Annotated in this window: 21 protein-coding genes; 11 read left to right on the top strand and 10 right to left on the bottom strand. The window is 46.2% G+C overall.

All coding sequences use genetic code 11. From position 1 onward, the window contains the following. Nucleotides 1–216: 216 nt before the first annotated feature. From porK to CLV42_RS00170, 4 genes are all read right to left on the bottom strand, one after another. The gene (gene porK / locus CLV42_RS00150) at nt 217–1,512 is read right to left on the bottom strand and encodes a T9SS ring complex lipoprotein PorK/GldK (RefSeq protein WP_245901378.1); all 1,296 of its coding nucleotides are present in this window, start codon (nt 1,510–1,512) and stop codon (nt 217–219) included. A gap of 467 nt (nt 1,513–1,979) precedes the next feature. After that, the gene (locus CLV42_RS00160) at nt 1,980–4,022 is read right to left on the bottom strand and encodes a thioredoxin domain-containing protein (RefSeq protein ID WP_106599882.1); all 2,043 of its coding nucleotides are present in this window, start codon (nt 4,020–4,022) and stop codon (nt 1,980–1,982) included. Nucleotides 4,023–4,160: 138 nt separating this feature from the next. Beyond that, entirely contained in the window at nt 4,161–4,952 is a 792-nt protein-coding gene (locus tag CLV42_RS00165) for a uroporphyrinogen-III synthase (protein WP_106599883.1), read from the bottom strand. A 40-nt stretch (nt 4,953–4,992) separates the two neighbouring features. Next, nucleotides 4,993–6,048 (bottom strand): DUF4271 domain-containing protein, encoded by a 1,056-nt coding sequence (locus CLV42_RS00170; protein ID WP_146154283.1) that lies wholly within the window; start codon nt 6,046–6,048, stop codon nt 4,993–4,995. Between the two features lie 462 nt (nt 6,049–6,510). Here CLV42_RS00170 and hemW point away from each other — a divergent pair, with 462 nt between their 5' ends. Further along, entirely contained in the window at nt 6,511–7,635 is a 1,125-nt protein-coding gene (gene hemW, locus CLV42_RS00175; RefSeq protein ID WP_106599885.1) for a radical SAM family heme chaperone HemW, read from the top strand. A 402-nt stretch (nt 7,636–8,037) separates the two neighbouring features. Here hemW and CLV42_RS00180 read toward each other — a convergent pair whose 3' ends face one another. From CLV42_RS00180 to CLV42_RS00190, 3 genes are all read right to left on the bottom strand, one after another. Next, complete coding sequence (locus tag CLV42_RS00180; RefSeq protein WP_106599886.1) at nt 8,038–9,213, bottom strand: aldose epimerase family protein; 1,176 nt, start codon at nt 9,211–9,213, stop codon at nt 8,038–8,040. 138 nt (nt 9,214–9,351) lie between these two features. Continuing rightward, the gene (locus CLV42_RS00185) at nt 9,352–10,326 is read right to left on the bottom strand and encodes a deoxyhypusine synthase family protein (protein ID WP_106599887.1); all 975 of its coding nucleotides are present in this window, start codon (nt 10,324–10,326) and stop codon (nt 9,352–9,354) included. A 123-nt stretch (nt 10,327–10,449) separates the two neighbouring features. Next, nucleotides 10,450–10,974 carry a hypothetical protein gene (locus CLV42_RS00190; protein WP_106599888.1) on the bottom strand — a complete coding sequence of 175 codons (525 nt, stop codon included), beginning with the start codon at nt 10,972–10,974 and terminating at the stop codon, nt 10,450–10,452. A 519-nt stretch (nt 10,975–11,493) separates the two neighbouring features. Between CLV42_RS00190 and CLV42_RS00195 the strand changes: the two genes are divergently transcribed. The 6 genes from CLV42_RS00195 to CLV42_RS00220 all read left to right on the top strand — a co-directional run bounded on the left by CLV42_RS00195 (nt 11,494) and on the right by CLV42_RS00220 (nt 16,831). After that, nucleotides 11,494–12,075 (top strand): acyl carrier protein phosphodiesterase, encoded by a 582-nt coding sequence (locus CLV42_RS00195; protein WP_106599889.1) that lies wholly within the window; start codon nt 11,494–11,496, stop codon nt 12,073–12,075. A 48-nt stretch (nt 12,076–12,123) separates the two neighbouring features. After that, complete coding sequence (locus CLV42_RS00200) at nt 12,124–12,744, top strand: DUF2911 domain-containing protein (RefSeq protein WP_170117343.1); 621 nt, start codon at nt 12,124–12,126, stop codon at nt 12,742–12,744. Nucleotides 12,745–13,316: 572 nt separating this feature from the next. Continuing rightward, nucleotides 13,317–14,456 (top strand): cystathionine gamma-synthase, encoded by a 1,140-nt coding sequence (locus tag CLV42_RS00205; RefSeq protein ID WP_106599891.1) that lies wholly within the window; start codon nt 13,317–13,319, stop codon nt 14,454–14,456. A 256-nt stretch (nt 14,457–14,712) separates the two neighbouring features. Beyond that, the gene (locus tag CLV42_RS00210) at nt 14,713–15,486 is read left to right on the top strand and encodes a TIGR02757 family protein (RefSeq protein ID WP_106599892.1); all 774 of its coding nucleotides are present in this window, start codon (nt 14,713–14,715) and stop codon (nt 15,484–15,486) included. A gap of 13 nt (nt 15,487–15,499) precedes the next feature. Further along, the gene (locus tag CLV42_RS00215; RefSeq protein WP_146154284.1) at nt 15,500–16,459 is read left to right on the top strand and encodes a DUF6263 family protein; all 960 of its coding nucleotides are present in this window, start codon (nt 15,500–15,502) and stop codon (nt 16,457–16,459) included. Between the two features lie 45 nt (nt 16,460–16,504). Next, nucleotides 16,505–16,831, top strand: coding sequence for a hypothetical protein (locus CLV42_RS00220; protein WP_106599894.1), 327 nt, complete (start codon nt 16,505–16,507; stop codon nt 16,829–16,831). Nucleotides 16,832–16,837: 6 nt separating this feature from the next. On the opposite strand, the gene CLV42_RS00225 is transcribed toward CLV42_RS00220, so the two are convergent. Beyond that, entirely contained in the window at nt 16,838–17,503 is a 666-nt protein-coding gene (locus CLV42_RS00225; RefSeq protein ID WP_106599895.1) for a sterol desaturase family protein, read from the bottom strand. 177 nt (nt 17,504–17,680) lie between these two features. Between CLV42_RS00225 and CLV42_RS00230 the strand changes: the two genes are divergently transcribed. Together CLV42_RS00230 and CLV42_RS00235 are read left to right on the top strand one after the other, a co-directional pair. Next, nucleotides 17,681–18,931 (top strand): fumarylacetoacetate hydrolase family protein, encoded by a 1,251-nt coding sequence (locus tag CLV42_RS00230; RefSeq protein WP_245901383.1) that lies wholly within the window; start codon nt 17,681–17,683, stop codon nt 18,929–18,931. A 9-nt stretch (nt 18,932–18,940) separates the two neighbouring features. Beyond that, nucleotides 18,941–19,825 (top strand): flavin reductase family protein, encoded by an 885-nt coding sequence (locus CLV42_RS00235; protein WP_106599896.1) that lies wholly within the window; start codon nt 18,941–18,943, stop codon nt 19,823–19,825. A 75-nt stretch (nt 19,826–19,900) separates the two neighbouring features. Here CLV42_RS00235 and CLV42_RS00240 read toward each other — a convergent pair whose 3' ends face one another. Further along, entirely contained in the window at nt 19,901–20,635 is a 735-nt protein-coding gene (locus tag CLV42_RS00240; protein ID WP_106599897.1) for a DUF4197 domain-containing protein, read from the bottom strand. A gap of 118 nt (nt 20,636–20,753) precedes the next feature. Beyond that, entirely contained in the window at nt 20,754–21,587 is an 834-nt protein-coding gene (locus CLV42_RS00245) for a universal stress protein (RefSeq protein WP_170117344.1), read from the bottom strand. A 135-nt stretch (nt 21,588–21,722) separates the two neighbouring features. On the opposite strand from CLV42_RS00245, the gene lysS reads away from it, so the two are divergent. Together lysS and CLV42_RS00255 are read left to right on the top strand one after the other, a co-directional pair. Then, nucleotides 21,723–23,237 carry a lysine--tRNA ligase gene (gene lysS / locus CLV42_RS00250; protein ID WP_106599899.1) on the top strand — a complete coding sequence of 505 codons (1,515 nt, stop codon included), beginning with the start codon at nt 21,723–21,725 and terminating at the stop codon, nt 23,235–23,237. 231 nt (nt 23,238–23,468) lie between these two features. Next, nucleotides 23,469–23,819 (top strand): DoxX family protein, encoded by a 351-nt coding sequence (locus CLV42_RS00255; protein WP_106599900.1) that lies wholly within the window; start codon nt 23,469–23,471, stop codon nt 23,817–23,819. The last annotated feature ends 16 nt before the right edge of the window (nt 23,820–23,835 follow it).

Here is a 23,835-nt window from a genome sequence, read left to right on the forward strand (position 1 = left end):
GGTTAAAGTGTTAAAGGTTAAATTGTTATGGAATAGTTGTTGCTCAACGATGATTTGCAGTTTCCCAATGTACATCATACGGTTTCTCATATCAACATATTTAAGTTTGATTATCTCACACATGCCCGTCCCAAAGGCATACAGGAATATTGGTCCTGTCTCTTCGATACTGCCTGTTTTCTCGCTCATCTATCCGTAATGGCTGTTCTATACTTGTTATCTGTGACCAAAATCGTTTTTAGAACGGCTCAGGAATGCGATCGTACATCTGAAACCAATGTAAGATTTAGCACTATCCTGGTATTCGTAGGAACGTGTACCTGTCTGGAGGAAATACCCAATATCTTTCCAGGAACCACCTCTTACAGCTTTACGTTTCATTTTTGGAACCGCGGTATCCGGTATATCCATACGGAGGTATGGGTTCATATCAGATGTGAAAGAGTACGCGTTCTCATAATAAATATCCTGTGTCCACTCAGCTACGTTCCCTGACATATTATATAAACCGTAGTCATTTGGCCAGTAAGCATCCGCTCTTACAGTGTAGAAACCACCGTCTTCAGGATAGTTACCACGACCTGGTTTAAAGTTCGCCAGTAAGCAACCTTTCTTGTTACGCAGGTAATAACCACCCCATGGGTAAGGAGATTGCTCTCTGCCGCCACGTGCTGCATATTCCCACTGCGCTTCTGAAGGAAGCTGGAATTTATCTTCAGTGAATAATTTCTTGGAGATACGGTAGTCTTCCCAGAACTTACTACGCCATTCAGCGAAAGCGTTAGCCTGGTGCCAGGTTACCCCTACTACCGGATAGTTATCGAACGCAGGGTGCCAGAAGTACATCCTCGTCATTGGCTCATTGTAAGCATAAGAGAAGTCGCGGATCCAGCACAATGTGTCAGGATAGATAGCAACGTCTTTCTTTACAATGAACTTCGAACGGGACTTATTTGCGTTCTCACGCAGCTTGGCCTGTTCCCAGTTGAAGGTTTCTGCATGGTAAACCAGTTTACGCACGTCGAATTCCTTACGTCCATACAGACGGTCTTCAGGTGCATAGGTCATACCCTCCAGTTTCTCCATGGTGGATTTATCCTTGTAATTGATCTTCTTCTTCCAGTCGATGTAATCCTCACCACCATCGTTCTTTACGTCACCCAACATGATGTGGGCAATAGAATCTGTTACCCACTGTACGAACTGCCTGTACTCGTTATTTGTGATCTCCGTAGCATCCATATAGAAGCCGGAAATGGAAATAGACTTGTTACGGGCGGTGTACGCGTAGTTCAAATCCTCATCGCTGGGACCCATATGAAAAGTTCCGGAAGGAACATAAACCATTCCATAGGGCACTGGCGGGAAATACTTAGGTCTGGGACTTACGCCGATCAGCTGTCCTTGCGCGTTTTTGGGGGTTTTACTACCACCGCAGCTGGCGAGCAGGCTAACCAGCAATACTGCTAACAGACCACTTGAAAAATTAAGCTTCATAAGGGTAGCTTTCATTGAAAATCATTTATTTCGTAGGCGACGCAGTTTACATTGGCCACAATGCTACTGAGGGTGTCGCTATGTTCTGAAACATGGCCGAAGGTCTTGCCGGTCTGTCCGGTCCGACCGTTAACCAACCAGCCATTCACACACAATGACTCTAAAGCTGTTACATTCAACTTCAGAAAATTAGCGGTTGTTCTACTTGTTGGTTTCACTTTTAAATTCATTCCCTTTGGAAGGTATTTTTCTACAAAGTCAGCACTTCTACCCCTCTGCCCAGTCTCTCTCCACTCTTAAGCAAGATAACAAATGTAACGATTAATTTTAATCCGTAGTTAGTTTTCATCCAACTTTTTCATGCCCCCTGAAGGAAGCGTGACGTTTAAATTAAACGTACTTTTTAACATTTTATTATATCTTCCAAAATCATTTTTCCGTGCGCTTTTTACACAGATATGGTCATGCAAGATACATAAATATTATTTTAAATTAATTATTTCCTCTATATAATTAACGGGCTTAATACAATGATAATCCTCACATACATATACAAGCGTCTCTCCTGGCCGCTCTCGCTGCTCTAACAAGGGAATTCCCGGTATATCAGTTGTAGATCCCACTAGTACTTTAAACGGAATATAATGCCTGTTAGTATCCTGCATGCGCGATTTATAATCATTTCCTACCACCGCTATCTCCTTTGTCCCGTTTACCAGTTGTAATAACAGCCCTGCCCATACGCCGAAGGAGGTGGAATACCTCACCGCCATCTGCGACTGCCCTGCCAGCATAGCCACGCCCCGTTCAGACCAGTGCTTTTTGTCATAAACGATTGATAGATAGATCAGGTTCGACGCCATTACAGCATTGCCACTGGGAGTGGCACCATCATAAACTTCCTTCTTACGTACGATGACATCGGTTTGGCCGGCTTCCGTATAATAAAAATAAATGCCCCCTTCGTCTGAAAAATTCGTAATGACATATTCCGTCAGTCCCCGTGCTTTTTCCAACCACCCAGCATCTCCTGTTACTTCCTGCAAAGCGATCAAAGCCCGTACCAGCCACGCATAATCATCCAGGAATGCCGGATATTTCGCGACGCCGGCTTTAAATGTATGAAAAAAAGACTGTTTATCAATCTGTTGCAGATTATTCAGGCAAAAATTCATGGCATTGATGGCCATCTCCCGGTATTGCTCCACCCCAACTGCGGCATAAGCCCTACAACAGGCGTGTATCATCAACGCATTCCACCCCAGTATGATCTTATCGTCCAGCCCCGGTCTGACCCTTTTTGCCCTTACTGCCATCAGTTTTTCCCTGCTCACCGCCAGGCTTTTTTCCAGCGCTTCTTCCGTGATCCCGTTCTCTGCGGCAAACACCGCCGCCCGTTTCGTGATCCACAAAATGTTGGTTTCCTCCCAGTTACCTTCTTCCGTCACATCATAAAATGTGCAGAATAAGGCAGCATCCGGCCCAAGCACTGCTTCTATCTCTTCCCGGCTCCAGGTATAGAATTTTCCTTCCACTCCCTCAGAATCGGCGTCCAGCGCACTGTAAAATCCACCGCCGGCATCCGTCATCTCCCGCGTCACAAAGCCAAGGGTATCCGCAATTGTCCGTGCATACAACTCATTGCGTGTCAGCGAGTACGCCTCGCTCATCACATCTACCAACAAGGCATTGTCGTACAGCATCTTCTCAAAATGGGGCGCCAGCCATTTGGCGTCCGTGCTGTAACGGGCAAATCCGCCCCCCAGCTGGTCATAGATCCCGCCCTGGATCATTTTGTCCAGGGATAACAGGGCCTGTTGCAGCGCCTGTGGTTCGTTAAAACTATGATGATACCTTAGCAGGTACTGAATAATAAACGTTCCGGGAAACTTAGGAGCATGGCCGAAACCGCCCCATTCCTTATCTCCCTGTTGCATCATATTGCTGAAGATCGTATTACACTGTTCTTTTGTAAACAACTCTTCCTTCGGCACCAGTTGCAGATCAATGGGCTTCTCCCCAAAGCGGGAAGCCTGCGTCAGGTGATCCCGCATGTTTTCCGCCTGGGTTTCCAGATCTTCCCTCCGCTCGTTGAAGGCCTGGGACAATGCCAGCAGTACTTCCTTCCAGGAGGGACGGTTAAATGCTTTCACCGGCGGGAAATAGGTCCCTCCGTAAAAAGGCAGTTTATCGGGTGTCAGGAACACATTCAGTGGCCAGCCACCGGAACCCGTCATTGCCTGTACCGCATCCATGTAGATGTGGTCCAGATCCGGACGTTCTTCCCTGTCTATCTTGATATTAATGAAAAGCTCGTTCATGATACGGGCAGTTCCTTCATCTTCGAAACTCTCCCGCTCCATAACATGACACCAATGGCAAGCGGCATATCCAATACTGACTAAAATAGGCTTATCTTCTGCTTTGGCCTTTTGCAGTGCTTCCTCCCCCCATGGATACCAATCTACCGGGTTGTGAGCGTGCTGCAGCAGGTAAGGACTGGTTTCTTTCGCTAGTCTGTTCACAGTTATGGTTATTCTGTTGTTTTTCTACAGTATGATGGTTTGGCCCGTGTATTCCCTGATCCCCTTCGTTACCTCAAATATAACAAAGGGACAGCGTTTGCTGTCCCTTTACTCAATTATTTTGCAGTAATTTTCGTGTTATTTTTTGTTTATCGCCGCCAGGTACTGCTCAAGAGCAGCCACCATAGAGGGTGCTTGTGGAGTAGGCGCTTTCACGTCCAGCCGGAGGCCAGCTTCCTCAACAGCTGCAGATGTAGTAGGACCGAAAGAACCGATGCGGGTGCCATTCTGTTCGAACTTTGGAACATTCTCAAACAGGGATTTTACACCATACGGACTGAAAAAGACGATCATATCATATTCAGTGCCTTCAATCACTTCCTTCACGTCGTTAGAAACTGTTTTATACAGTGTGGCGGTAGCGTATTCGCATTTGTTGGCTTTCAGCCATTCTTCAATGTCTTTCCGCTGACTGTCAGAGCTGGGGAACAGGAACTTCTCATTGTCGCGGTGCTTGTTCATCACTTCCAGCAGGCTTTTGGTAGAACCGTCAGCACCATAGAATACCTTACGTTTCCGGTACAGGATGAATTTCTGCAAATACAGGGCAATAGCTTCTGTGATACAGAAGTACTTACAGTCCTGTGACACCTTGATCTTCATTTCCTCACAGATCCTGAAAAAATGGTCAACAGCATTGCGGCTGGTAAAAATAACCGCCGTAAAATTCTGTATGTCAATCTTTTGTTTCCTGAAGTCTTTTGCGGACAGCCCCTCCACCCTTATAAACGGATAAAAATCCAATTTTACATTGAATTTTTTCGCCAGTTCAAAGTATGGTGATTTTTCTGTTTCAGGCTTAGGTTGGGAAATTAGAATTGACTGAATGTGTTTTGCTTGCAAATCTTTTTTTGGCCCGCCTTTAATCATACGTTTTTTTGCTCTTGTGTTAACAATAGGCAGTTTTTTATCAGAGACCACCAGTTAACGCGACCAGCAACACCTTAGTTATTATTAAAACCGGCGCTACTTCGAATGCGCAAAGGTAAAGAAAAAAATGCAATCTGCTGAAAGATAAGTATTGTTTTACCACTGAATACGACCGTATATACCGGTATGCCACCAATAAAACAATAAAGAATATAGAGATATACATAAATGCTTTTGCCAATTCCGGCGTACAAAAAGCTAAGATCACCAGGAATGGCACCAGCAAAATGCCTAAAACCTTATTGATAAGATACAGGATGAAGATATAGGCATCTGCCAGTTCACTACTGCCAAATAACCACCCACAGAAACGCAGCATCAGGTATTTTACCCCATATACAACAGCTACCAGCACTATCAGACCAGGTATAGCCATCCAGGCGGTATTACTGGTAATGTACTGCTGACGGTACATCAGCAGATAAAGGTACAATGCCAGGCTGATCACAAAAAAGCTGTTCAGCAGGAAGTTGGGGAAAGGCGACTGTGATAACTGGTCCTTCAGCTGACGCTGGCTCAGCGTTGGGTTCATAAATGCCCGGAACAGGTCAGAGAAGTATTTCAGATAGCTTAAGCGGATGATGCCCAGCAGCAGCACTACACCTGCCATCACATACACCAGCCAGTCAAGGTCGTCAAACACCCTCAGCTTGTTTACATCCAGTCGGGTGGGCTTATTGCTCCTTAAAAACACATTTTTTGCCGTCAGCTCCTTTAGGAACAGATCATAGGCCGTTTCCTGTCTTGAAGGTACGACAGTCTGCTGCTGTGCGCTGTCAGGGGAAACTGCTGTAGCAACGGGCTTTGTAGCTGCCGGGGTTGCCGGAACAACAGGACTGCTCACTACTGGCGCTACCGGAGCGGCAGGCTTTAAGGCGCTTACAGGTATCGTTACACCTGCGCTGTCTTTTTTAACAACGGGCACTTTCTTTTTCACTGGCCTGGCAGCTGTATCCCCGGGAGCACGCTGTACTTTTGCAGGCGTATGCTGCACCGCCGGCTCCTGCCGAACAGAACTATCCGTCTGAGCCGCCAAACGTAAACAGGGTATAATAAACAAAAACAACAACCAGTTTCGCACCAGGAAATAATTTTTTAATGCCGTGTAAAGATGTGGGCAAAGATATAAAAATTGTTCATCCTCAATAGATCGTACAGGATAATAACCATATACTTGTTTAAGCAATACTCAGCAATTATCCTTGCTACACATTCGTGGTATATAGACTATCAGCCGTTCTCTACCTCACCATTTTCAGATCAGGAAACCCATTGTCGCCAACAAATTATGGCTGCGAAATCCTTCCCTGGATGTAGCATTCGTTCTATAAACGCGGCAGGTCCCAATTTTGATATACACCTTTGCTGTATCTGTCGCGCTTAATATCCCTCACTATTAGCGTACCTTTGCCGCTGCTTTCATTGGAATGCCCCTGCTGTCACAGTCAGGAACGTAACGCAGCCGGAGAACCATTCCAACTCATCGAACTACAAAAACATGGCAGGTATTTATCTACATATTCCTTTTTGCAAACAGGCTTGTTACTACTGCAATTTTCATTTTTCCACTTCCCTCGCATTACAACCAGCCCTGATAAAGCAAATGCTGCGTGAAATCACGCTGCAGAAGGACTACCTCGCCGGCCAGACCGTTACCAGCATCTACTTCGGTGGGGGCACACCCAGTCTCCTGGGCAGGGAAGACCTCCAACAGTTGCTGGACAAACTGTACGATACTTTTAAAATATCCCCCGAGGCAGAGATCACCCTGGAAGCCAATCCCGATGATCTTTCTTCCGAAAAACTGAAAGACCTCCGTGCTGCCGGCGTTAACCGGCTGAGTATCGGTATACAGTCCTTCTATGAGGAAGACCTCCGCTGGATGAACCGGGCACACAACAGCCAGCAGGCCTTACAGTGCATCCGTGACGCTCAGGCAGCGGGTTTCAATAACCTGACCATAGACCTGATCTATGGCGGGCCAACCCTTACCGATGAAGGCTGGGCTGCCAATGTACAACAGGCCATCGATCTTGGTGTACAACACCTTTCCTGTTACGCCCTCACCGTAGAACCCGGCACCGCACTTGATCAGTTCATCCGCAAAAAGAAAGTAGCCGCCGTGGATACCGATAAGGCCGCCCGACACTTTGAAATGCTCATGCAGTGGACCGCCAAAGCGGGCTATGAACATTACGAGATCTCCAACTTCGCCTTACCCGGTTGGCATTCCAGGCACAACAGCAGTTACTGGCAGTCTCAGCCCTACCTGGGATTAGGTCCTTCCGCCCACTCATTCAATGGCCACTCCCGCCAGTGGAACATCGCCAATAATGCCCTTTACATCAAAAGTATGGAGCAGGACACCATTCCCTTCGAACTGGAAGAACTGACGCCCACCATGATGCTGAACGAATACATCATGACCACCCTCCGCACCTCCGAGGGCTGCCTGCTGCCTATAGTAGCCGAACGCTTTGGTACTGATACACGTGATACCCTGCTGAAAATGACACGCCCCTTCATAGACAAAGGCTGGATGCTGCTGAAAGGAGATGCGCTGGTATTGACACCTGAAGGAAGGTTATTTGCAGATGGGATTGCTTCCGACCTGTTTTTCTGATGATGATATCCCGGAGAGATCTAGGCGAAATTCGGTAGAGATTCAGTGGAGGCTATATCCTATAGGCCCTCTACTATAGCATTATAGGCACTTCCTATAGCGATCGCTATAGAATAGTGCCTGTAATGTAGGACCAGAGAGCCTATAGGATATAGCCTCTACCGAACCTCTACCGACGACAGACTAAGGACCAAACTTCGATTTAATCAGGATGTAACAATGTTTCACCTATGTCTAACTTACGTTCATCCTACGTTCGGAACGTAAGATGAACGTAAGTTAGACATAGGTGAAACATTGTTTGTACCTCTTCAAAAGGGGATTGAAACGAAGCTATAAGCATAAAAAAAGCCATAGCACCCGCAGGTACTATGGCATTGAATTATCTTAACGAACGCCTCCTTATTTCACACCAAACTTATACACACAGGTAGATGTATAAGTCTCACCTGGTTTCAGCACCACTGAAGGGAAAGCTGGCTGGTTAGGAGAATCGGGGAAATGCTGTGTTTCCAGGCAGAAAGCACCACGGTGTACGTAGGTCTTACCTTCTTTACCCTTGTCGGTACCATCCAGGAAGTTACCACCATAGAACTGTACACCAGGCTCAGTTGTCCACACTTCCAGGAAACGGCCGCTCTTCGGTTCCTCTACGGTAGCCGCCAGTGACAGTTCCTTGCCTTTCTTGTTCAGTACATAGTTGTGGTCATAGCCTTTACCGAATTTCAGCTGCTCGAAATCAGCATCCACCCTGTCGCCGATTTTGGTAGGAGTGGTGAAATCCATTGGCGTACCTTTTACCGGCTCCAGTTTACCCTTAGGGATCAAAGTACTGTCAACCGGGGTATATTTATCTGCATTGATATACATGATATGATCATTGATATCACCGTTACCGGCGCCATGCAGGTTAAAGAAAGAGTGATTGGTCAGGTTTACTACGGTCGCCTTGTCGGTAGTAGCGGAATAATCGATCTTCACTGCATTGCTGTCTGTCAGCTCGTAGGTGAGGGTAATGTCCAGGTTACCTGGATATCCTTCTTCACCATCTTTTGACAGGTAGTGCAGTTTCAGCGTATGATCATTAGGCTGCTCGGCATCCCATACCACATCATTGAAGCCCTTTTTACCGCCATGTAGGTGGTTTACGCCATTGTTTGTAGCGAGGGTATATTCCTTACCATCTACTTTGAATTTGCCTTTGGCAATACGGTTACCATAACGTCCAACGATACCGCCATAATACCTTTCCTTGGTATTTACATACTGGTCGATATTGTCATAACCCAACTCCACATCAGCCAGTTGTCCTTGTTTGTCTGGCGCCATCAGGCTTACGATCTTGCCGCCATAGTTTGTGATAGCCACCTCGAGGTTGCCTCTTTTCAGGTGGTACAGTTTCACCTGTTTGCCATCAACCATTTTGTCAAATGCAGCATCTGATATCTGTCCTGCGGAAACAGTGTCTTGATTCGTACTCATACTATCTGTTGTATTATTGTTGGTTTTTGTACCAGACTGGCAGGCGCTTATGCTTACCGCGGCCGCCACCGTTAGAAGTGGAATAATGTTTTTCATATTTGGAAGTTATAAGGGTACAATATACCCTTTTTATATTAAAAGTGATAGCATTCTACCAATGCAAAACGCTGATCACCACAAAAAAATGTAATGATCAGCGTTCTGTTATAGTATTTTGTCTGTTGACAGATATTCTTACCAGCCGAGCAGGTAAGCAAATATTAATGGCGCTACGATAGTAGCATCAGATTCAACGATAAATTTCGGCGTGTTAATATCGAGTTTACCCCAGGTGATCTTCTCGTTAGGTACTGCTCCGGAATAAGAACCGTAAGAAGTGGTAGAGTCAGAGATCTGGCAGAAGTAACTCCAGAAAGGTACATCATGCCATTCGAGGTCCTGGTACATCATTGGCACTACGCAGATAGGGAAGTCGCCCGCGATACCACCACCGATCTGGAAGAAGCCTACGCCTTTACCAGCGGAATTGTTACGGTACCATTCAGTCAGCCATACCATGTACTCGATACCGCTCTTCATGGTAGAAGCCTGCAGTTCACCCTTGATCACGTAAGAAGCAAAGATATTACCCATAGTGCTGTCTTCCCATCCTGGTACAACGATCGGAATATTACGTTCAGCAGCAGCGATCATCCAGCTGTTTTTCGGATCGATCTCATAATGCTCTTTCATCACACCGCTCAGCAGCAGCTTGTACATGTATTCGTGCGGGAAATAGCGTTCGCCGTTGGCTTCTGCATCTTTCCAGATTTTATGAATATGTTCCTGTATGCGACGGAAAGCCTCTTCCTCAGGGATACAGGTATCAGTCACCCTGTTAAAACCACCCTGTAACAGATCCCACTCTTCCTGGGGGCTCAGATCACGGTAATGAGGTACCCTTTTGTAATGTGTGTGGGCTACGAGGTTCATGATATCCTCTTCCAGGTTGGCCCCGGTACAGGAGATGATGTCTACTTTTCCCTGGCGGATCATTTCCGCGAAAGAAATGCCCAACTCGGCGGTACTCATAGCACCAGCAAGGGATACCAGCATTTTACCGCCCTCCAGCAAATGTGTTTCATATCCCTTTGCAGCATCTACCAGTGCAGCCGCATTGAAGTGGCGGTAGTGGTGCTGGATAAATTGAGAAACAGGTCCTTTATTCATGTCCGTTTATAAGTTTAAAATCCATTAGAGAACGGCAAAGGTAAGGAATAAAAAAATAGCCCATAATAGCGGCTGCTACTATGGACTATGCTGACTATGGACTTTCAACTGATGAACTGATGTCTAAACTTTTTTCATGTTCTGGTAAACACTCAGATCGCCGGTAGCACCAGCCTTGATCACTTTCCAGGTCTTTTCACCTTCCAGTGTAACATAATAAACGGTTGAGCCTTCACTGTCAAACTCCACTACCCAGCGAACTTTTTCTTTAGGGTAACGTTTTGCCAGTTTGTTGGATACAGCCAGTGGCAGATACTGCTCGTCGATGTAACGGCGGGTAGCCAGCAGGTTACCTTCTCCGTCAAAGTAAGCAGTTACACTCCGTGCGTTCAGGTTAAATTTAGCCATAAACGTCTTGTTGTCTTCGCTGTACCATTTCACATCGGAAGCACCGGCAAACTCTTTACTGAGTGCCTGTTTCAGTTTGGTAGTAGCTTCCATTTCCTTGGTGCCGGCGAAGGCAAACTGTGTGGAGAAGAAAAGTACTGCTGCAAATAAAAGCAGCATTCTTTTGAACCGGTTACCAGGTAACCGGGTTGCATCCGCAGATGCGCTTGTGAGGTTAGTTGAATTGATGCTAGGTTTCATGGCGGAAACTTTTATTGGTTTGTTTTGTGATGTAAATGTACATGTTAGAACAGGTGCGGGTCAAATGCTTTGTTATAAGTGGATACGCTAGATTACTTGGCTAAAACCACTCATACTACCGGCATAGTAAACGTACCTTGTCTTCACACATACTTCCTTTGCCATGCACATGTTGCGCTGAACGCCCGATTGTTGCAACGGTCTCCGTTAAGCTTTTGTTAAACTGGACGGAAATTCCAGGATCGTTGACGAATGGAATTTTATGCGGTTTCTCTCTGTCCCTTTACCAATGGTTAACGATTTGTTCACTGTGTTAACTTCGGGTTGCTTTCAACATGACGACACAAATGTCAGCACATTTTTCTTCTCCGGCAATCACCTAAAACGGTATAAAAACTAACCTAAAACGGGGATTTAACAAATTGATTGACAACCTTAACACTCACGTAACATTGAATCAGTATAAGTGCATCCGTTTGCAAACTGTAGTAGCTGCAAAAGTTATTCTATCTTCAGTGTATGAATTACCTGGCCCACGCATATCTCTCTTTTCATGATCAGTCGCTGATAGTAGGCAATATGATTGCAGATTATGTAAAAGGTAAACAGTGGCAGGAATACGAGCCACACATACAGCAGGGGATACAGTTACATAGAGCCATTGATAACTTTACAGATACGCATCCTGTTACATTGGCCGCCAGGGAATACTTTCAGCCTTCCTGTGGCAGGTACAGCGCTGTATTCATTGACATCGTATACGATCACTTCCTTGCTACAGATCCAAGCATTTTTACCGATAAAACCCTGCCTGCTTTTTCAAGAGAAGTATATGCTGTTATAGCCAGTCATCATGATATACTGCCGCCTGTATTCCAACAGGTGTTCCACCATATGCAGCAACATGACTGGCTGTATGGCTACAGGTTTATGGACGGTATTTATAAAAGCTTTAATGGTATCGTACACAGGGCCAAATATCTCGATGTAACAGCAGATGCACCTTATATTGTACTGAAGGAACATTACGATACACTCGCTGCACATTACCGTACATTCTTTCCTGAATTGGTCGCGTTCGTTAAAACTTACACACATTAAATCGTACGTTTGCACTATTATTCTTAACATTTGAATTGATAGCCAACAATGAAAAATCTAGTACGAGTAATGCTGCTTATCGCCATAGCAGGCTTCACCGGCCATTCCAGCTATGCGCAGGACAAAAAGATGCCCCCTTTAGATGCCAGCCCTATGGATATGGCCTATTATCCTGTAATGTATCCTTACATAGTGAAAGTAAAAGGTGAACCAGGATCGCTGGTAGCACGTGTTATTTACAGCCGTCCACAGAAAAAAGGCAGAAAGATCTTTGGTGAACTGGAATCATATGGCGAGATCTATCGCCTGGGCGCCAATGAGGCCACAGAAGTTGAGTTCTTCCGTCCCGTTGTAATCGGTGGCAAAGCCATTCCTAAAGGACGCTATACACTCTATGCGCTGCTTTCAGAACAAAAATGGACAATGATCGTAAACCGTGAAACAGATATCTGGGGTGCGTTTAAATACGATCAGCACAAAGATGTGGTAAGGACAGATGTTCCGGTTGTTAAACTGGCCACACCTGTTGAACCTTTTACAATCGTTTTCGAAAAGGCAGACTATGGCGCTAACCTGGTTGTAGCCTGGGATACCACCAGTGTAAGCCTTCCTATTAAATGGTCGGAAAAAGCACCTGCAACTGTTGCAAAGGCTGATAAGAAGAAGTAGGTACCTGTTCAGATCATCTGTAATACGCCACAGCATAAAATGTGAATGTGAATAAGAGACCATCTTAATCCAACAGAATATAGAGATCGGGTGGGACACACAACAGCATAGAATAAAAGATTAAAAGCGAAAAGGGAATAGCAAGCTATTCCCTTTTCGCTTTTAATTAAGTAAGAAAAAAGGCGGTAAGATTACCGCCCACGAATTTTAACCATATCCTATGAAAAACCTTTTCAAATGTAGGGCGAATTACTGCGCGGAAACTACGGTTTCGGCTGAGTGAACAAATTTTGTTCGTGAATGTTGCATTTTCTTCCGTGAAGGAACTTTTGATAGCCATTTCGGACAAAAACCACGCCTGTAGGGCGTATTTATACCTCAGCCTGGTATTGCGTAGAACTACTTATTCGCCTTTTTTATTATCTGATGAGCTATCTTATTGGATGTCTTCAAGATAGCATTCACGCACCTGTTATACGCCAGACTTTCTCCCTTCATTCTCCGCAATGCCGGAATTAGTACCTTTGAAACTTTCAGATTAACAGATCATCTCACAACAAAATATTTCAGGCATGAAGCTGGGAACTAAACTCATACACGCAGGCGTAAGCCCCGATCCGTCAACCGGGGCAATCATGACCCCCATTTTTCAGACATCCACCTATGTACAAAGCGCCCCCGGCCAGCATAAAGGCTATGAGTACGCCCGTACACAAAACCCAACCCGCGATGCATTGCAAGATGCCCTTGCCGCTATAGAGAATGGTAAACACGGTATCTCTTTCGGTAGTGGCCTGGCCGCAACCGACGCAGTGTTGAAACTGCTCAACCCTGGTGATGAAGTCATTGCCTCCAACGACCTTTATGGTGGCACTTACCGCATTTTCACCAAAATATTCGAACGGTATGGTATTAAATTTCACTTTATCGGTATGCAAGACGCAGAGAATATCCGCAAATATATCAATGCCAATACAAAACTGATCTGGATAGAAACACCTACCAATCCGCTGCTGAACATTATTGATATTGCTGCCAGCGCCAAAATTGCGCAGGAACATAATATTCTGCTTTGTGTAGACAATACCTTTGCTTCCCCGTATCTGCAAAATCCCCTGGACCTTGGCGCACATATTGTTGTACACAGTGCAACCAAATACCTGGGCGGTCATAGTGATGTGGTGCATGGGGCCATCATCGTAAAAGATGAAGCGCTGGCTAAGCAACTCTATTTTATACAGAACAGCTGCGGCGCAGTACCCGGCCCGCAGGACTGCTTCCTGGTATTACGCGGACTGAAGACCCTGCACGTACGCATGCAGCGGCATTGTGAGAATGGCGTTGCTATTGCTAACTTCCTTCGTCAGCACCCCAAAGTGGATAAAGTGTACTGGTGTGGCTTTGAAGATCATCCTAACCACCACATTGCCAAACAGCAGATGAGAGGTTTTGGCGGCATGATCTCCTTCACCCTCAAGGACGATAGCCAGGAGGCAGCCATGAAAGTATTGAGCGGTACCCATCTGTTCTCACTCGCCGAATCACTGGGCGGTGTGGAATCTCTGATAGGACACCCCGCCAGCATGACGCATGCTTCCATACCAAGGGAAGATCGTATTGCCAACGGCCTGGTGGATTCCCTCATCCGCCTCAGCGTAGGTATCGAGGATGTTGAAGATCTCATTGCTGACCTGCAGAAAGCTATCGGGTAACCATATTACACTTTTCCAGGAAGTTCCACGGAAGTGTATGAGGAGGTATATCGCGTACATCCTCATACACTTCACACTCCGGTTGCAGTTCCGGCGCACACCAGCTCCGGAATACTCATAATACTCACTATCAGTTGTCTATAGTAGATAACCAGTTATCTATATAAATTCCTGTATTGTGAACATCTTTCCTTATTTTTCGGACTGCCGGTGTATTGCACCCCGGAGCCATAGTACTAAAAACCTGGCAACCATTATGAAATTCCAGCAACTGAAGACTTTTTTAGACGCAAAAGCGGCACATTATAATACCCCGGAATTTATTGCGGGCGATCCTATATGCATCCCGCACAGGTTTACAAAGCTTCAGGACATTGAAATTTCCGGATTGTTTGCTGCTATCCTGGCCTGGGGCAATCGTACCACCATCATCAATAAGTGTACGGAACTGATGAAAATGATGGACGATGCACCTTACGACTTCGTCCTCAACCATAAACCCAAAGAGCGGATGAAATTGCTCCGCTTCTGTCACCGGACCTTCAACGGGGTAGACCTGATGTATTTTGTAGAATTCCTTCAGGGATATTATACAGATGTCACTTCGCTTGAATTCGCCTTCAGCGGGCATATTACACCGGAAGACGAAACTGTCGAAAACGCCCTCCGTGGCTTCCATCACATGTTCTTTCTGCCGGAACACCCTGAAAGGACCCGAAAACATATTTCAACGCCGGCGAGAAATTCCGCCTGTAAAAGATTGAATATGTACCTTCGCTGGATGGTCAGGAACGACGAAAATGGCGTGGATTTTGGACTATGGCAGCATATTCAGCCATCTCAGCTGGTGTGCCCAATGGATGTACATGTTGGAAGAGTGGCTACCAGACTGGGGTTGATCCCTGCTGCAAAGTCAGACTGGAAAACAGCGCTTGCCCTTACCAGGCAACTCCGGCAACTGGACCCGCTGGACCCTGCCAAATATGATTTTGCCCTTTTCGGCCTGGGTGTAATTGAAAAGTATGTTTAAAAAATATAGCGTAATGATGAAGCGATTTTTGGTGTCAATGGCGATGGGAGCAGTATTGGCTCTGCCTGTGAAAGCCCAGTCAGATGAAAAAAGAGATTATATAGACCTTGGTTACAGCTTTCTGAAAGGACAGCAGTTTGAACTGAAACAGGAGAGCCGCAGTGAAACATACACTACTGTTGATGATGTCATGCAACGCGTAACCCGCGACTTTAACAATACCATCAGCATCAATATTGAAGACGTCATTCCCGGTCATGCTTACCTGACCTTCCGGTATAAAGAACTTAAATTTAACTTCAACGCACGTAACCAGAACATTCTCGTTGACGCTAACGTGCCGAATGATAAAGAACCTTTCCAGGCTGCCCTGAAAAGCATCCTGGACCATCCTTTCACTGTAGACATCTCTTCCTCTGGTTTCATTAACAAGATCACCGGGTTGGATGACCTGCTGGATAAAGCATCTGCCACTTTCTCCAACCTGAAAGATGATGAACAGGAAGCCTATAAGAAACTCATGAAAGACCAGTTCGGGACCAACGCGTTCCGCTCCTGGCTGGAACAGCTCCTGGTGATATACCCGGTACGCAGTATCAAAACAGGTACCCGCTGGGAAGAAAATGTGCCCATCCGCACAGGCCTGGTAGGTAATATTGACCTGTACTGGAACCTGCAAACCTGGGACGCCCAGACGGCCAAGATCGATGGTACCGGCAAGATCTCTACCAATAAAGTGGAAACCTTTACCATTGATGATGGCATACAGGCTACCGCTGAGATCAGCGGAGATATCATGACAAACTATCTGATAGACCGTAATACCGGCTTGCCTAGTATCTGCGCACAGAATACGGAAATGAACGGTACTTACACCTACAAGGCCAATAAGGCCAAACGGATCAAGAAAGATATCAAGGTGCCGGTGAAGATAGTGACCAACGCCTCTTACAAGATCAAACAAATGAAATAACATACAAAAGGTCCCGTCTGAGACGGGACCTTTTTACTTTTGTGTATGATACAATTATTGCCGGAAACTTCATTACAATTATCAGCAGATGCCGCCTTACAGACGGCTCCGGATATTACCTATGATCAACTGGAAGCATTACTGGCTGAAAAACTGGAAATCCTTATCAGCACAGACTTTCAGCAATTTGTACTGCTGCTCTATAAAGTGGATGTCTCAGAATTGAAGATCCGCAGGATACTTGAGGCAGACCTTACTCCGGGAGTATATAGAAAGATCGCCGCATTGCTGATAGAAAGACAACAGGAAAAGATTATTGCCCGTAAAACTTATAGTCAACCTCCACCTGATGACGGTGAAGAAAAATGGTAACCGGGATTATTGTTTGTTGAACATCAGTTCCCTTACTTTCGCCTTGTCTTCCTTCTCCTTTTCCAGATCAAAGCTTGTTCTGAAGATGTAATCCCAGATACTGGAGCTTACGCCGAATCCCTTCTCTTCACCCTTGTAATGGTGAAGATGATGATTACGCCATAATGGTTTCAGCAATCTGGTGGGAGGGTTCCAGGCATGGATCGCATAATGCATACTGCCATAGATCAGGTAACCCAGTAAAAAACCAGGGAAAAACATGAACGTATACTCTCTCAGGAAAAAATATTGTGAGCCAAAAATAAGGGAAGCCAGGATCAGGCTGGGCACCGGGGGCATGAATAATCTCTGCTTGTCACGGGGGTATTCATGGTGATTGCCATGCATGACGTAGATGAACCTTTTTATTCTGGGATTTTCGCTGCTGAAATGAAACAAATAGCGATGCATGAAGTATTCAAATAATGTCCAGAAAAACATAGCTCCCAGAAAAACCGTTACGATGCGGGCAATACTAAAATCCAATGTGGTATTGCTGTAGTATAACATGTAACTGATAATAGGCACATACATGGCCCATATTACAAGGGGGTGTGTTTTGGTGAGCATCTCTAAATACCTGCTTTCAAATAGTCGCGCCTGTCCCTTGTTCTTAATCTTATCAAACTTCATAACTCCTTTATTTAATGCAAATAAGTGCTTAAACGAATGATACGTCGTTTCTTAATCTGTGATCTTTAGCCGAAAGAGCTACCCGCGAATATTATGCCGATCTTAAGTGTTGCGGGGATATATTAATATAAAATCTACTCACTATATGGGGTCGGGTAATAGACCGTCTGCTGTATAATGATAGCCCTATTTATTGAATTACAGGAGCAGTATATCCCTGCGTCAGATAAAGCTACATATAACGTCAACAGGATCAACTCACATACAATATTAAATTATCTATCGCCGACCATTTATACAGACGCTATTTATCGTTCTTACCCTTATACCTGCATCATCTTTTTTTCGGCCAGTCCATTTACTTACAGCGATCTCATTTTACCTATATTTACAGATCATACAACCAGAACCAACTACAATATGAAACTTGTTACTTACCTCCGGGATGAGGTTGACCAGCTGGCCATCCTCGTAGGCGATCAACTTTATAATACTCAGGACCTCGATCCTCAATTACCCGGCAACATGCAGCATTTTCTGCTCATGTGGGAAGAAGTGATAGACATTGCCCGTGAAGCGGAAGCACAGTTAAAGGCGGGTAAAACCGTCGGCGCTGCCGTTCCGGTGCCATACCAGTCAGTAGACATACTGGCGCCGGTACCGTTCCCAACCTCCTGCCGTGATGGTTACGCTTTCCGTCAACACGTAGCGGCTGCACGCCGTAACCGCCGCATAGAGATGATCCCTGAATTTGATCAGTATCCGATCTTCTACTTTACCAATCATAATGCCATACAGGGCCCGGGCGACATTTACTGTATGCCGGACCATTTTGATAAGCTGGACTTTGAACTGGAAGTAGCCATCGTGATCTGTAAACCCGGTCGTAACATACCTGCTGCTGAAGCAGACAACTACATCGCCGGCTTCATGATCATGAATGACATGAGCGCACGTACGCTACAGATGGAGGAAATGAAACTCAATCTTGGTCCTGCCAAAGGAAAGGATTTCAGCACTGTAATAGGCCCTATGCTGGTTACGCCGGATGAACTGGAACACTTGCTCATTCCAGCCAGACCAGGTCATACCGGTAAGAACTATAACCTGAAAATGACCTGCCGTATTAATGGGGTACAGGTCAGTGAAGGTAATATGGGCGATATGGACTGGACCTTCGCAGAGATCATCGAACGTTGTGCATACGGCGCCAACATCCTGCCCGGCGACGTGATAGGCAGTGGCACCGTAGGAACCGGCTGCTTCCTGGAACTGAATGGCACCGGTAAACTCAATGATCCAAATTATCAGGAACAATGGCTGAAGCCCGGCGACATAGTCGAAATGACGATAGACGGACTAGGCACATTGACAAACACTATTGTGGAAGAAGATTCTACTTTCTCTATTCTGCAACTGAAAAAATAAACACGCTACATGCAGATCATTCCAGGGCAGATCAAGACAGCACAACTGCATAACTATTTACAGGGCGCCATCGCTCCCAGACCTATTTGTTTTGCCAGCACCGTCGATAAGAACGGAAATCCGAACCTGTCTCCCTTCAGCTTTTTTAACCTGTTCGGGAGCAATCCTCCCACACTCATATTCTCACCCTCCCGCAGGGTACGTGATAATACCACGAAACACACCCTGGAGAACGTACTGGAAACGATGGAAGTGGTGATCAATGTGGTCAACTATGCGATGGTACAGCAAGCCTCCCTTGCCAGCTGCGAATATCCCAAAGGTGTGAACGAATTCGAGAAGGCCGGCTTCACGCCACAGCCTTCTGAGAAAGTGAAACCTTTCCGTGTAAAGGAAAGTCCCGTACAGTTTGAGTGTATTGTCAGGGAAGTGCGGCCGCAGGGTACGGAAGGAGGCGCAGGTAATCTTATCATCTGCGAACCGGTACTGATCCACATCAACGATGCTATCTTAAATGAAAATGGCGCTATCGATCCACATAAAATAGACCTGGTAGCCCGGATGGGAGGGGATTATTACTGCAGGGCATCCGGCGCAGCCGTATTCGAAGTAGCGAAACCGCTGACAGAACTGGGCATCGGTATCGATGCATTACCATCTGCCATCAGGCAAAGCAACATTCTGACAGGCAATAACCTGGGACAGTTAGCCAATGTACAACAACAGCCCACTGTTGATCCGGCCTTTGATGACGATCATCTGAAGAATATCATCCAGTATTACAGCATCACGCCCGACGAGATGGAGAAAGAACTGCACCGTCATGCACAACGCCTATTGGAACAGGGCCGTGTACAGGACGCCTGGCAGGTATTACTGGCAGGAACGATATAACAACCGCACAATAAAAAACGCCTCGTGTCTTGCGACACGAGGCGTTTTTATATCTATCCCTGAATGATTGCGTAATTATTTACTGAACACTTTCTTTAACAGGTCAGTCGTTCTTGCAGCAGGATTAGCTCGGATATTCGCTTCTTCCTTGGCAATCTGGTCAAACAGTGCATTCACCGCCATACCTGTTACATAGTCCTGCAGATCAGGATTTACCTTATTGAAAGTAGTAGGCAGTTTATTGTAACTAGTTACAATGTCACCATAATATTTGGTAGCGCTGGTGCTATCAAGATTGCTTTTCACTACAGGAGAGAAAGCAGCTTTCAGCTTGTCAGTGGTCTTGCCTTTAAAGTATTCAGTTGCAGCGTTATTTCCGCCGGAAACCAGTTTCAGCGCATCAGTGATGCTCATTTCCTTGATCGCATCTACAAAGATAGGCGCAGCAGATCCTACTGCCGATTCAGCAGCACGGTTAATAGACAGGATCGCTTTATCCACCTGGCTGCCTAAACCCACGGAACGGAGGGTATTACCGATCTTCACCGCGTCAGGAGGTAATAAGAGCTTATATATTTCACTTCCGAAAAAGCCATCTTTTTTGTTCAGGGAAGCAATACCATTCGCCACACCTTTTGACAGGGCTTCTTTAATCGCATTACCTGCTTCTGACTGGGTAACATTGCTGGAACCGGACGCTTTAGATACAGCAGAATTAGCCGCATCTCCCAGTTTTTTCAGTAACTGGGCCTGGGATGCAGGCAATAAAGCCACACTGGATAATAACAATAGACATAGTTTCTTGTACATAGATTGATGTTGTGGTTTGATATGCAAAATAGTAACAATATTTAAGATCCGTAGATATAAAGTTAGAGCAAAAAGAAGCCCCGAAGTTTAATCCATGTACGAATGGTAAGATGGCTGGTTATTCGTGGATAGCCAGCAGCGGAATGTGTGTATGGAATGCCAGCTGAGCGGTGCGGCTCCGCTTGAAGATCCCTTCAAACAGTCCATGCTTGCGGGGAATGGTCAGGATCAGATCTGCCTGTTCCTTATCCGCAAACTCCATAATACCGTGCACCACATTGCTGTCATCCACGAAATGGTATTTCGGATGGTAGCCTTCCAGCAAACTGTCGAGCAGCAGGCTGGCCTGGGGCGTATCCTGACTCAGGCCCTTACCTTCCTTGTCGATATTCAGCACATGCAGCTCCGCATTGAAGACGTCCAGCAGGCGTTTCAGCGGATAGACAGGCGTATGAGTGCCCACTTTCCTGAAGTCACAGGCAAAAACGATCTTCCTGACTGGTTTAAAAACGGCCATGGAAGGCACTATTAGCACCGGACAGGTGGTATGTTTCACCACATCTATCGTATTGGAGCCGATCAGGATCTCCTCCAGCTGGCTACCGCCGGTAGTGCCCATGACGATCAGGTCTGCATTTTCCTCTTTACTGAGGCTGTCGATGTTAGCCGCCAGGAGGGTATTGTCGGCCCGGTAGTCCAGTACCGTCCCTTCCGGCAATTCGGCAAGGAGGTCCTGTTTCATCCGTTCCAGGCCTTCCAGGCTGCTGACCTTTAGCTCATTGGGATCTACCATCGGAATGGAGGTAGGAACGTCCGGAATAGGCACTATCAGCTCATATGCATGATAGAGCACGATCCGGGTAGTGCCCATCTGCTGCGCCAGCCCCATAGCATAACGGGCGGCATTGTAAGCAGTGGCGGAGAAGTCTGTAGGTACAATAATGGTTTTCATCCTTTGTTGTTTTAGAAGCTGATGAATCCCGAAAGGGGTCTTATCAGTAATGAAAATTTGGTGCCAATTCCATGTTTCGTTCATTTCCCCTTTAAATCGATTATTTTTGCACTCCATTATTGTAATCAGTACTACATGACACCATTATCTGAGCAAGAGATCATACGCAGGGAGAAACTGCAGGAACTGGAGAAACTGGGCATCAACCCTTATCCGGCGGAAGAATATCCGGTAAATAATACGGCTGCCAATATCAAGGCCCTGTATACGGAGGAAACCAAGGACCGGTTCCAGGACGTATGTCTGGCCGGCCGTATCATGAGTGTACGCGATATGGGAAAGGCCGCCTTCGTGGTGATCCAGGACCATACTACACGTATCCAGTTATATGTGCGTCGTGACGATATCAGCAACGGCGACGACAAAACCATGTTCGATACCGTTTTCAAGAAACTTCTCGACCTCGGTGATATCATAGGTGTGAAAGGTTTCGCCTTTATTACCAAAACCGGGGAATTATCTATACATGCAACCCAACTGGACCTGCTGGCAAAATCTATCCGTCCCTTACCCGTGGTACGTGAGAAGGAAGGAGAAACTTTCGATGCTGTCACTGATCCTGAGTTCAAATACCGTCAGCGTTATGTAGACCTGGTCGTGAATCCGCAGGTAAAGGATGTGTTTATCAAACGCACCCTCATCCTGAAGACGATCCGTGACTTCTATAATGAAATGGGCTACCTGGAGGTGGAAACACCTATCCTGCAACCTATTCCCGGTGGTGCAGCGGCCCGTCCGTTCACTACCCACCACAATGCGCTGGACATCCCGCTGTACCTCCGTATTGCCAATGAACTGTATCTCAAACGCCTCATCGTAGGTGGTTTTGAAGGTGTATACGAATTTGCGAAAGACTTCCGTAACGAGGGTATGGACCGTACCCACAACCCGGAATTCACCGTAATGGAAATGTACGCCGCCTATAAAGACTATGAGTGGATGATGCGTACCACAGAGATCCTGCTGGAAAAGATCGCGATCGCCCTCCACGGTACTACAGAAGTACAGGTAGGAGAGAGAACCATCAACTTTAAAGCGCCTTTCCGCAGGATCAGCATGTACGACGCCATCCTCGAACATACCGGTATCGACGTATCTAACATGAACGAAGATCAGCTGCGTGCTACCTGTGGCCAGCTGGGTATCCATGTAAAACCAAGTATGGGTAAGGGTAAACTGATAGATGAGATCTTCGGTGAGAAATGTGAGGCGTCATACGTACAGCCTACCTTCATCATCGATTATCCGGTGGAAATGAGTCCGCTGACCAAGAAACACCGTAGCAAACCAGGACTGGTAGAGCGTTTCGAACTGATGGTGAACGGTAAGGAACTGGCTAACGCCTATAGTGAGCTGAATGACCCGATCGACCAGCGTGCACGCTTTGAAGAGCAGGTACAGTTGATGGAACGCGGTGATGATGAAGCGATGTACATTGACTATGACTTCCTCCGCGCCCTGGAATATGGTATGCCGCCTACCTCCGGTATCGGTATCGGTATTGATCGTCTTACCATGATCATGACCAATCAGCCGTCCATCCAGGATGTGTTGTTCTTCCCGCAGATGAAACCGGAGAAGACGGTATAATATTTTTTCCCTTCGGGAAGGTCTGAGCCGGTTAAAAGGTTCTTAATAATATTTTAAACGGGTGTATCATAATTGTGATACGCCCGTTTTGCATTCCGGTGGTGTTCCGTTCCGTTGTCCCAGGGTTGCACCCCGCGCTACAAACAATATGGCCGCGCCACCGGCGGACCGATTAGCACGAATGATTCCGTTAACCATTTCCCCCTACATTTGTTAAAAATCCAAAACCGTATGAAAACTATCGTTCCTACCAGAATCGCTATTATCATTTACGCTGTTGTTATGGGTCTTTTTGGGATTACCCACCTTGTACATGCCAAAATCATGGCAGCCGTTGTACCTATTCCTGGCGGCGTCATCTGGGTTTATATTACCGGCCTGGGGCTGATACTCGCCGCGATCTCCTTTATCATAAACGTCCAGGTAAAACTCGCAGGATACCTGCTGGCACTTTTCCTGCTCATTGTCATTGTGCTGGTGCATATTCCACATGCCACTGAAGACCTGCCATCGCTCACCATGCTACTGAAGGATGTTGCCCTGATGGCCGCGGCCATTATGGTAGCTAATACCGGAAAATAGTGTCTTTACTCCGCCC

The sequence above is a fragment of the Chitinophaga ginsengisoli genome (assembly GCF_003014595.1).
Lineage (GTDB): Bacteria > Bacteroidota > Bacteroidia > Chitinophagales > Chitinophagaceae > Chitinophaga > Chitinophaga ginsengisoli.

Bases quoted from the DNA above. Each gene is read 5' to 3' on its own strand.
- porK (WP_245901378.1), bottom strand. From the start codon at position 1,512: ATGAAAGCTACCCTTATGAAGCTTAATTTTTCAAGTGGTCTGTTAGCA.
- CLV42_RS00165 (WP_106599883.1), bottom strand. From the start codon at position 4,952: ATGATTAAAGGCGGGCCAAAAAAAGATTTGCAAGCAAAACACATTCAG.
- hemW (WP_106599885.1), top strand. From the start codon at position 6,511: ATGGCAGGTATTTATCTACATATTCCTTTTTGCAAACAGGCTTGTTAC.
- CLV42_RS00180 (WP_106599886.1), bottom strand. From the start codon at position 9,213: ATGAAAAACATTATTCCACTTCTAACGGTGGCGGCCGCGGTAAGCATA.
- CLV42_RS00185 (WP_106599887.1), bottom strand. From the start codon at position 10,326: ATGAATAAAGGACCTGTTTCTCAATTTATCCAGCACCACTACCGCCAC.
- CLV42_RS00190 (WP_106599888.1), bottom strand. From the start codon at position 10,974: ATGAAACCTAGCATCAATTCAACTAACCTCACAAGCGCATCTGCGGAT.
- CLV42_RS00195 (WP_106599889.1), top strand. From the start codon at position 11,494: ATGAATTACCTGGCCCACGCATATCTCTCTTTTCATGATCAGTCGCTG.
- CLV42_RS00200 (WP_170117343.1), top strand. From the start codon at position 12,124: ATGAAAAATCTAGTACGAGTAATGCTGCTTATCGCCATAGCAGGCTTC.
- CLV42_RS00205 (WP_106599891.1), top strand. From the start codon at position 13,317: ATGAAGCTGGGAACTAAACTCATACACGCAGGCGTAAGCCCCGATCCG.
- CLV42_RS00210 (WP_106599892.1), top strand. From the start codon at position 14,713: ATGAAATTCCAGCAACTGAAGACTTTTTTAGACGCAAAAGCGGCACAT.
- CLV42_RS00215 (WP_146154284.1), top strand. From the start codon at position 15,500: ATGATGAAGCGATTTTTGGTGTCAATGGCGATGGGAGCAGTATTGGCT.
- CLV42_RS00220 (WP_106599894.1), top strand. From the start codon at position 16,505: ATGATACAATTATTGCCGGAAACTTCATTACAATTATCAGCAGATGCC.
- CLV42_RS00225 (WP_106599895.1), bottom strand. From the start codon at position 17,503: ATGAAGTTTGATAAGATTAAGAACAAGGGACAGGCGCGACTATTTGAA.
- CLV42_RS00230 (WP_245901383.1), top strand. From the start codon at position 17,681: ATGATAGCCCTATTTATTGAATTACAGGAGCAGTATATCCCTGCGTCA.
- CLV42_RS00235 (WP_106599896.1), top strand. From the start codon at position 18,941: ATGCAGATCATTCCAGGGCAGATCAAGACAGCACAACTGCATAACTAT.
- CLV42_RS00240 (WP_106599897.1), bottom strand. From the start codon at position 20,635: ATGTACAAGAAACTATGTCTATTGTTATTATCCAGTGTGGCTTTATTG.
- CLV42_RS00245 (WP_170117344.1), bottom strand. From the start codon at position 21,587: ATGAAAACCATTATTGTACCTACAGACTTCTCCGCCACTGCTTACAAT.
- lysS (WP_106599899.1), top strand. From the start codon at position 21,723: ATGACACCATTATCTGAGCAAGAGATCATACGCAGGGAGAAACTGCAG.
- CLV42_RS00255 (WP_106599900.1), top strand. From the start codon at position 23,469: ATGAAAACTATCGTTCCTACCAGAATCGCTATTATCATTTACGCTGTT.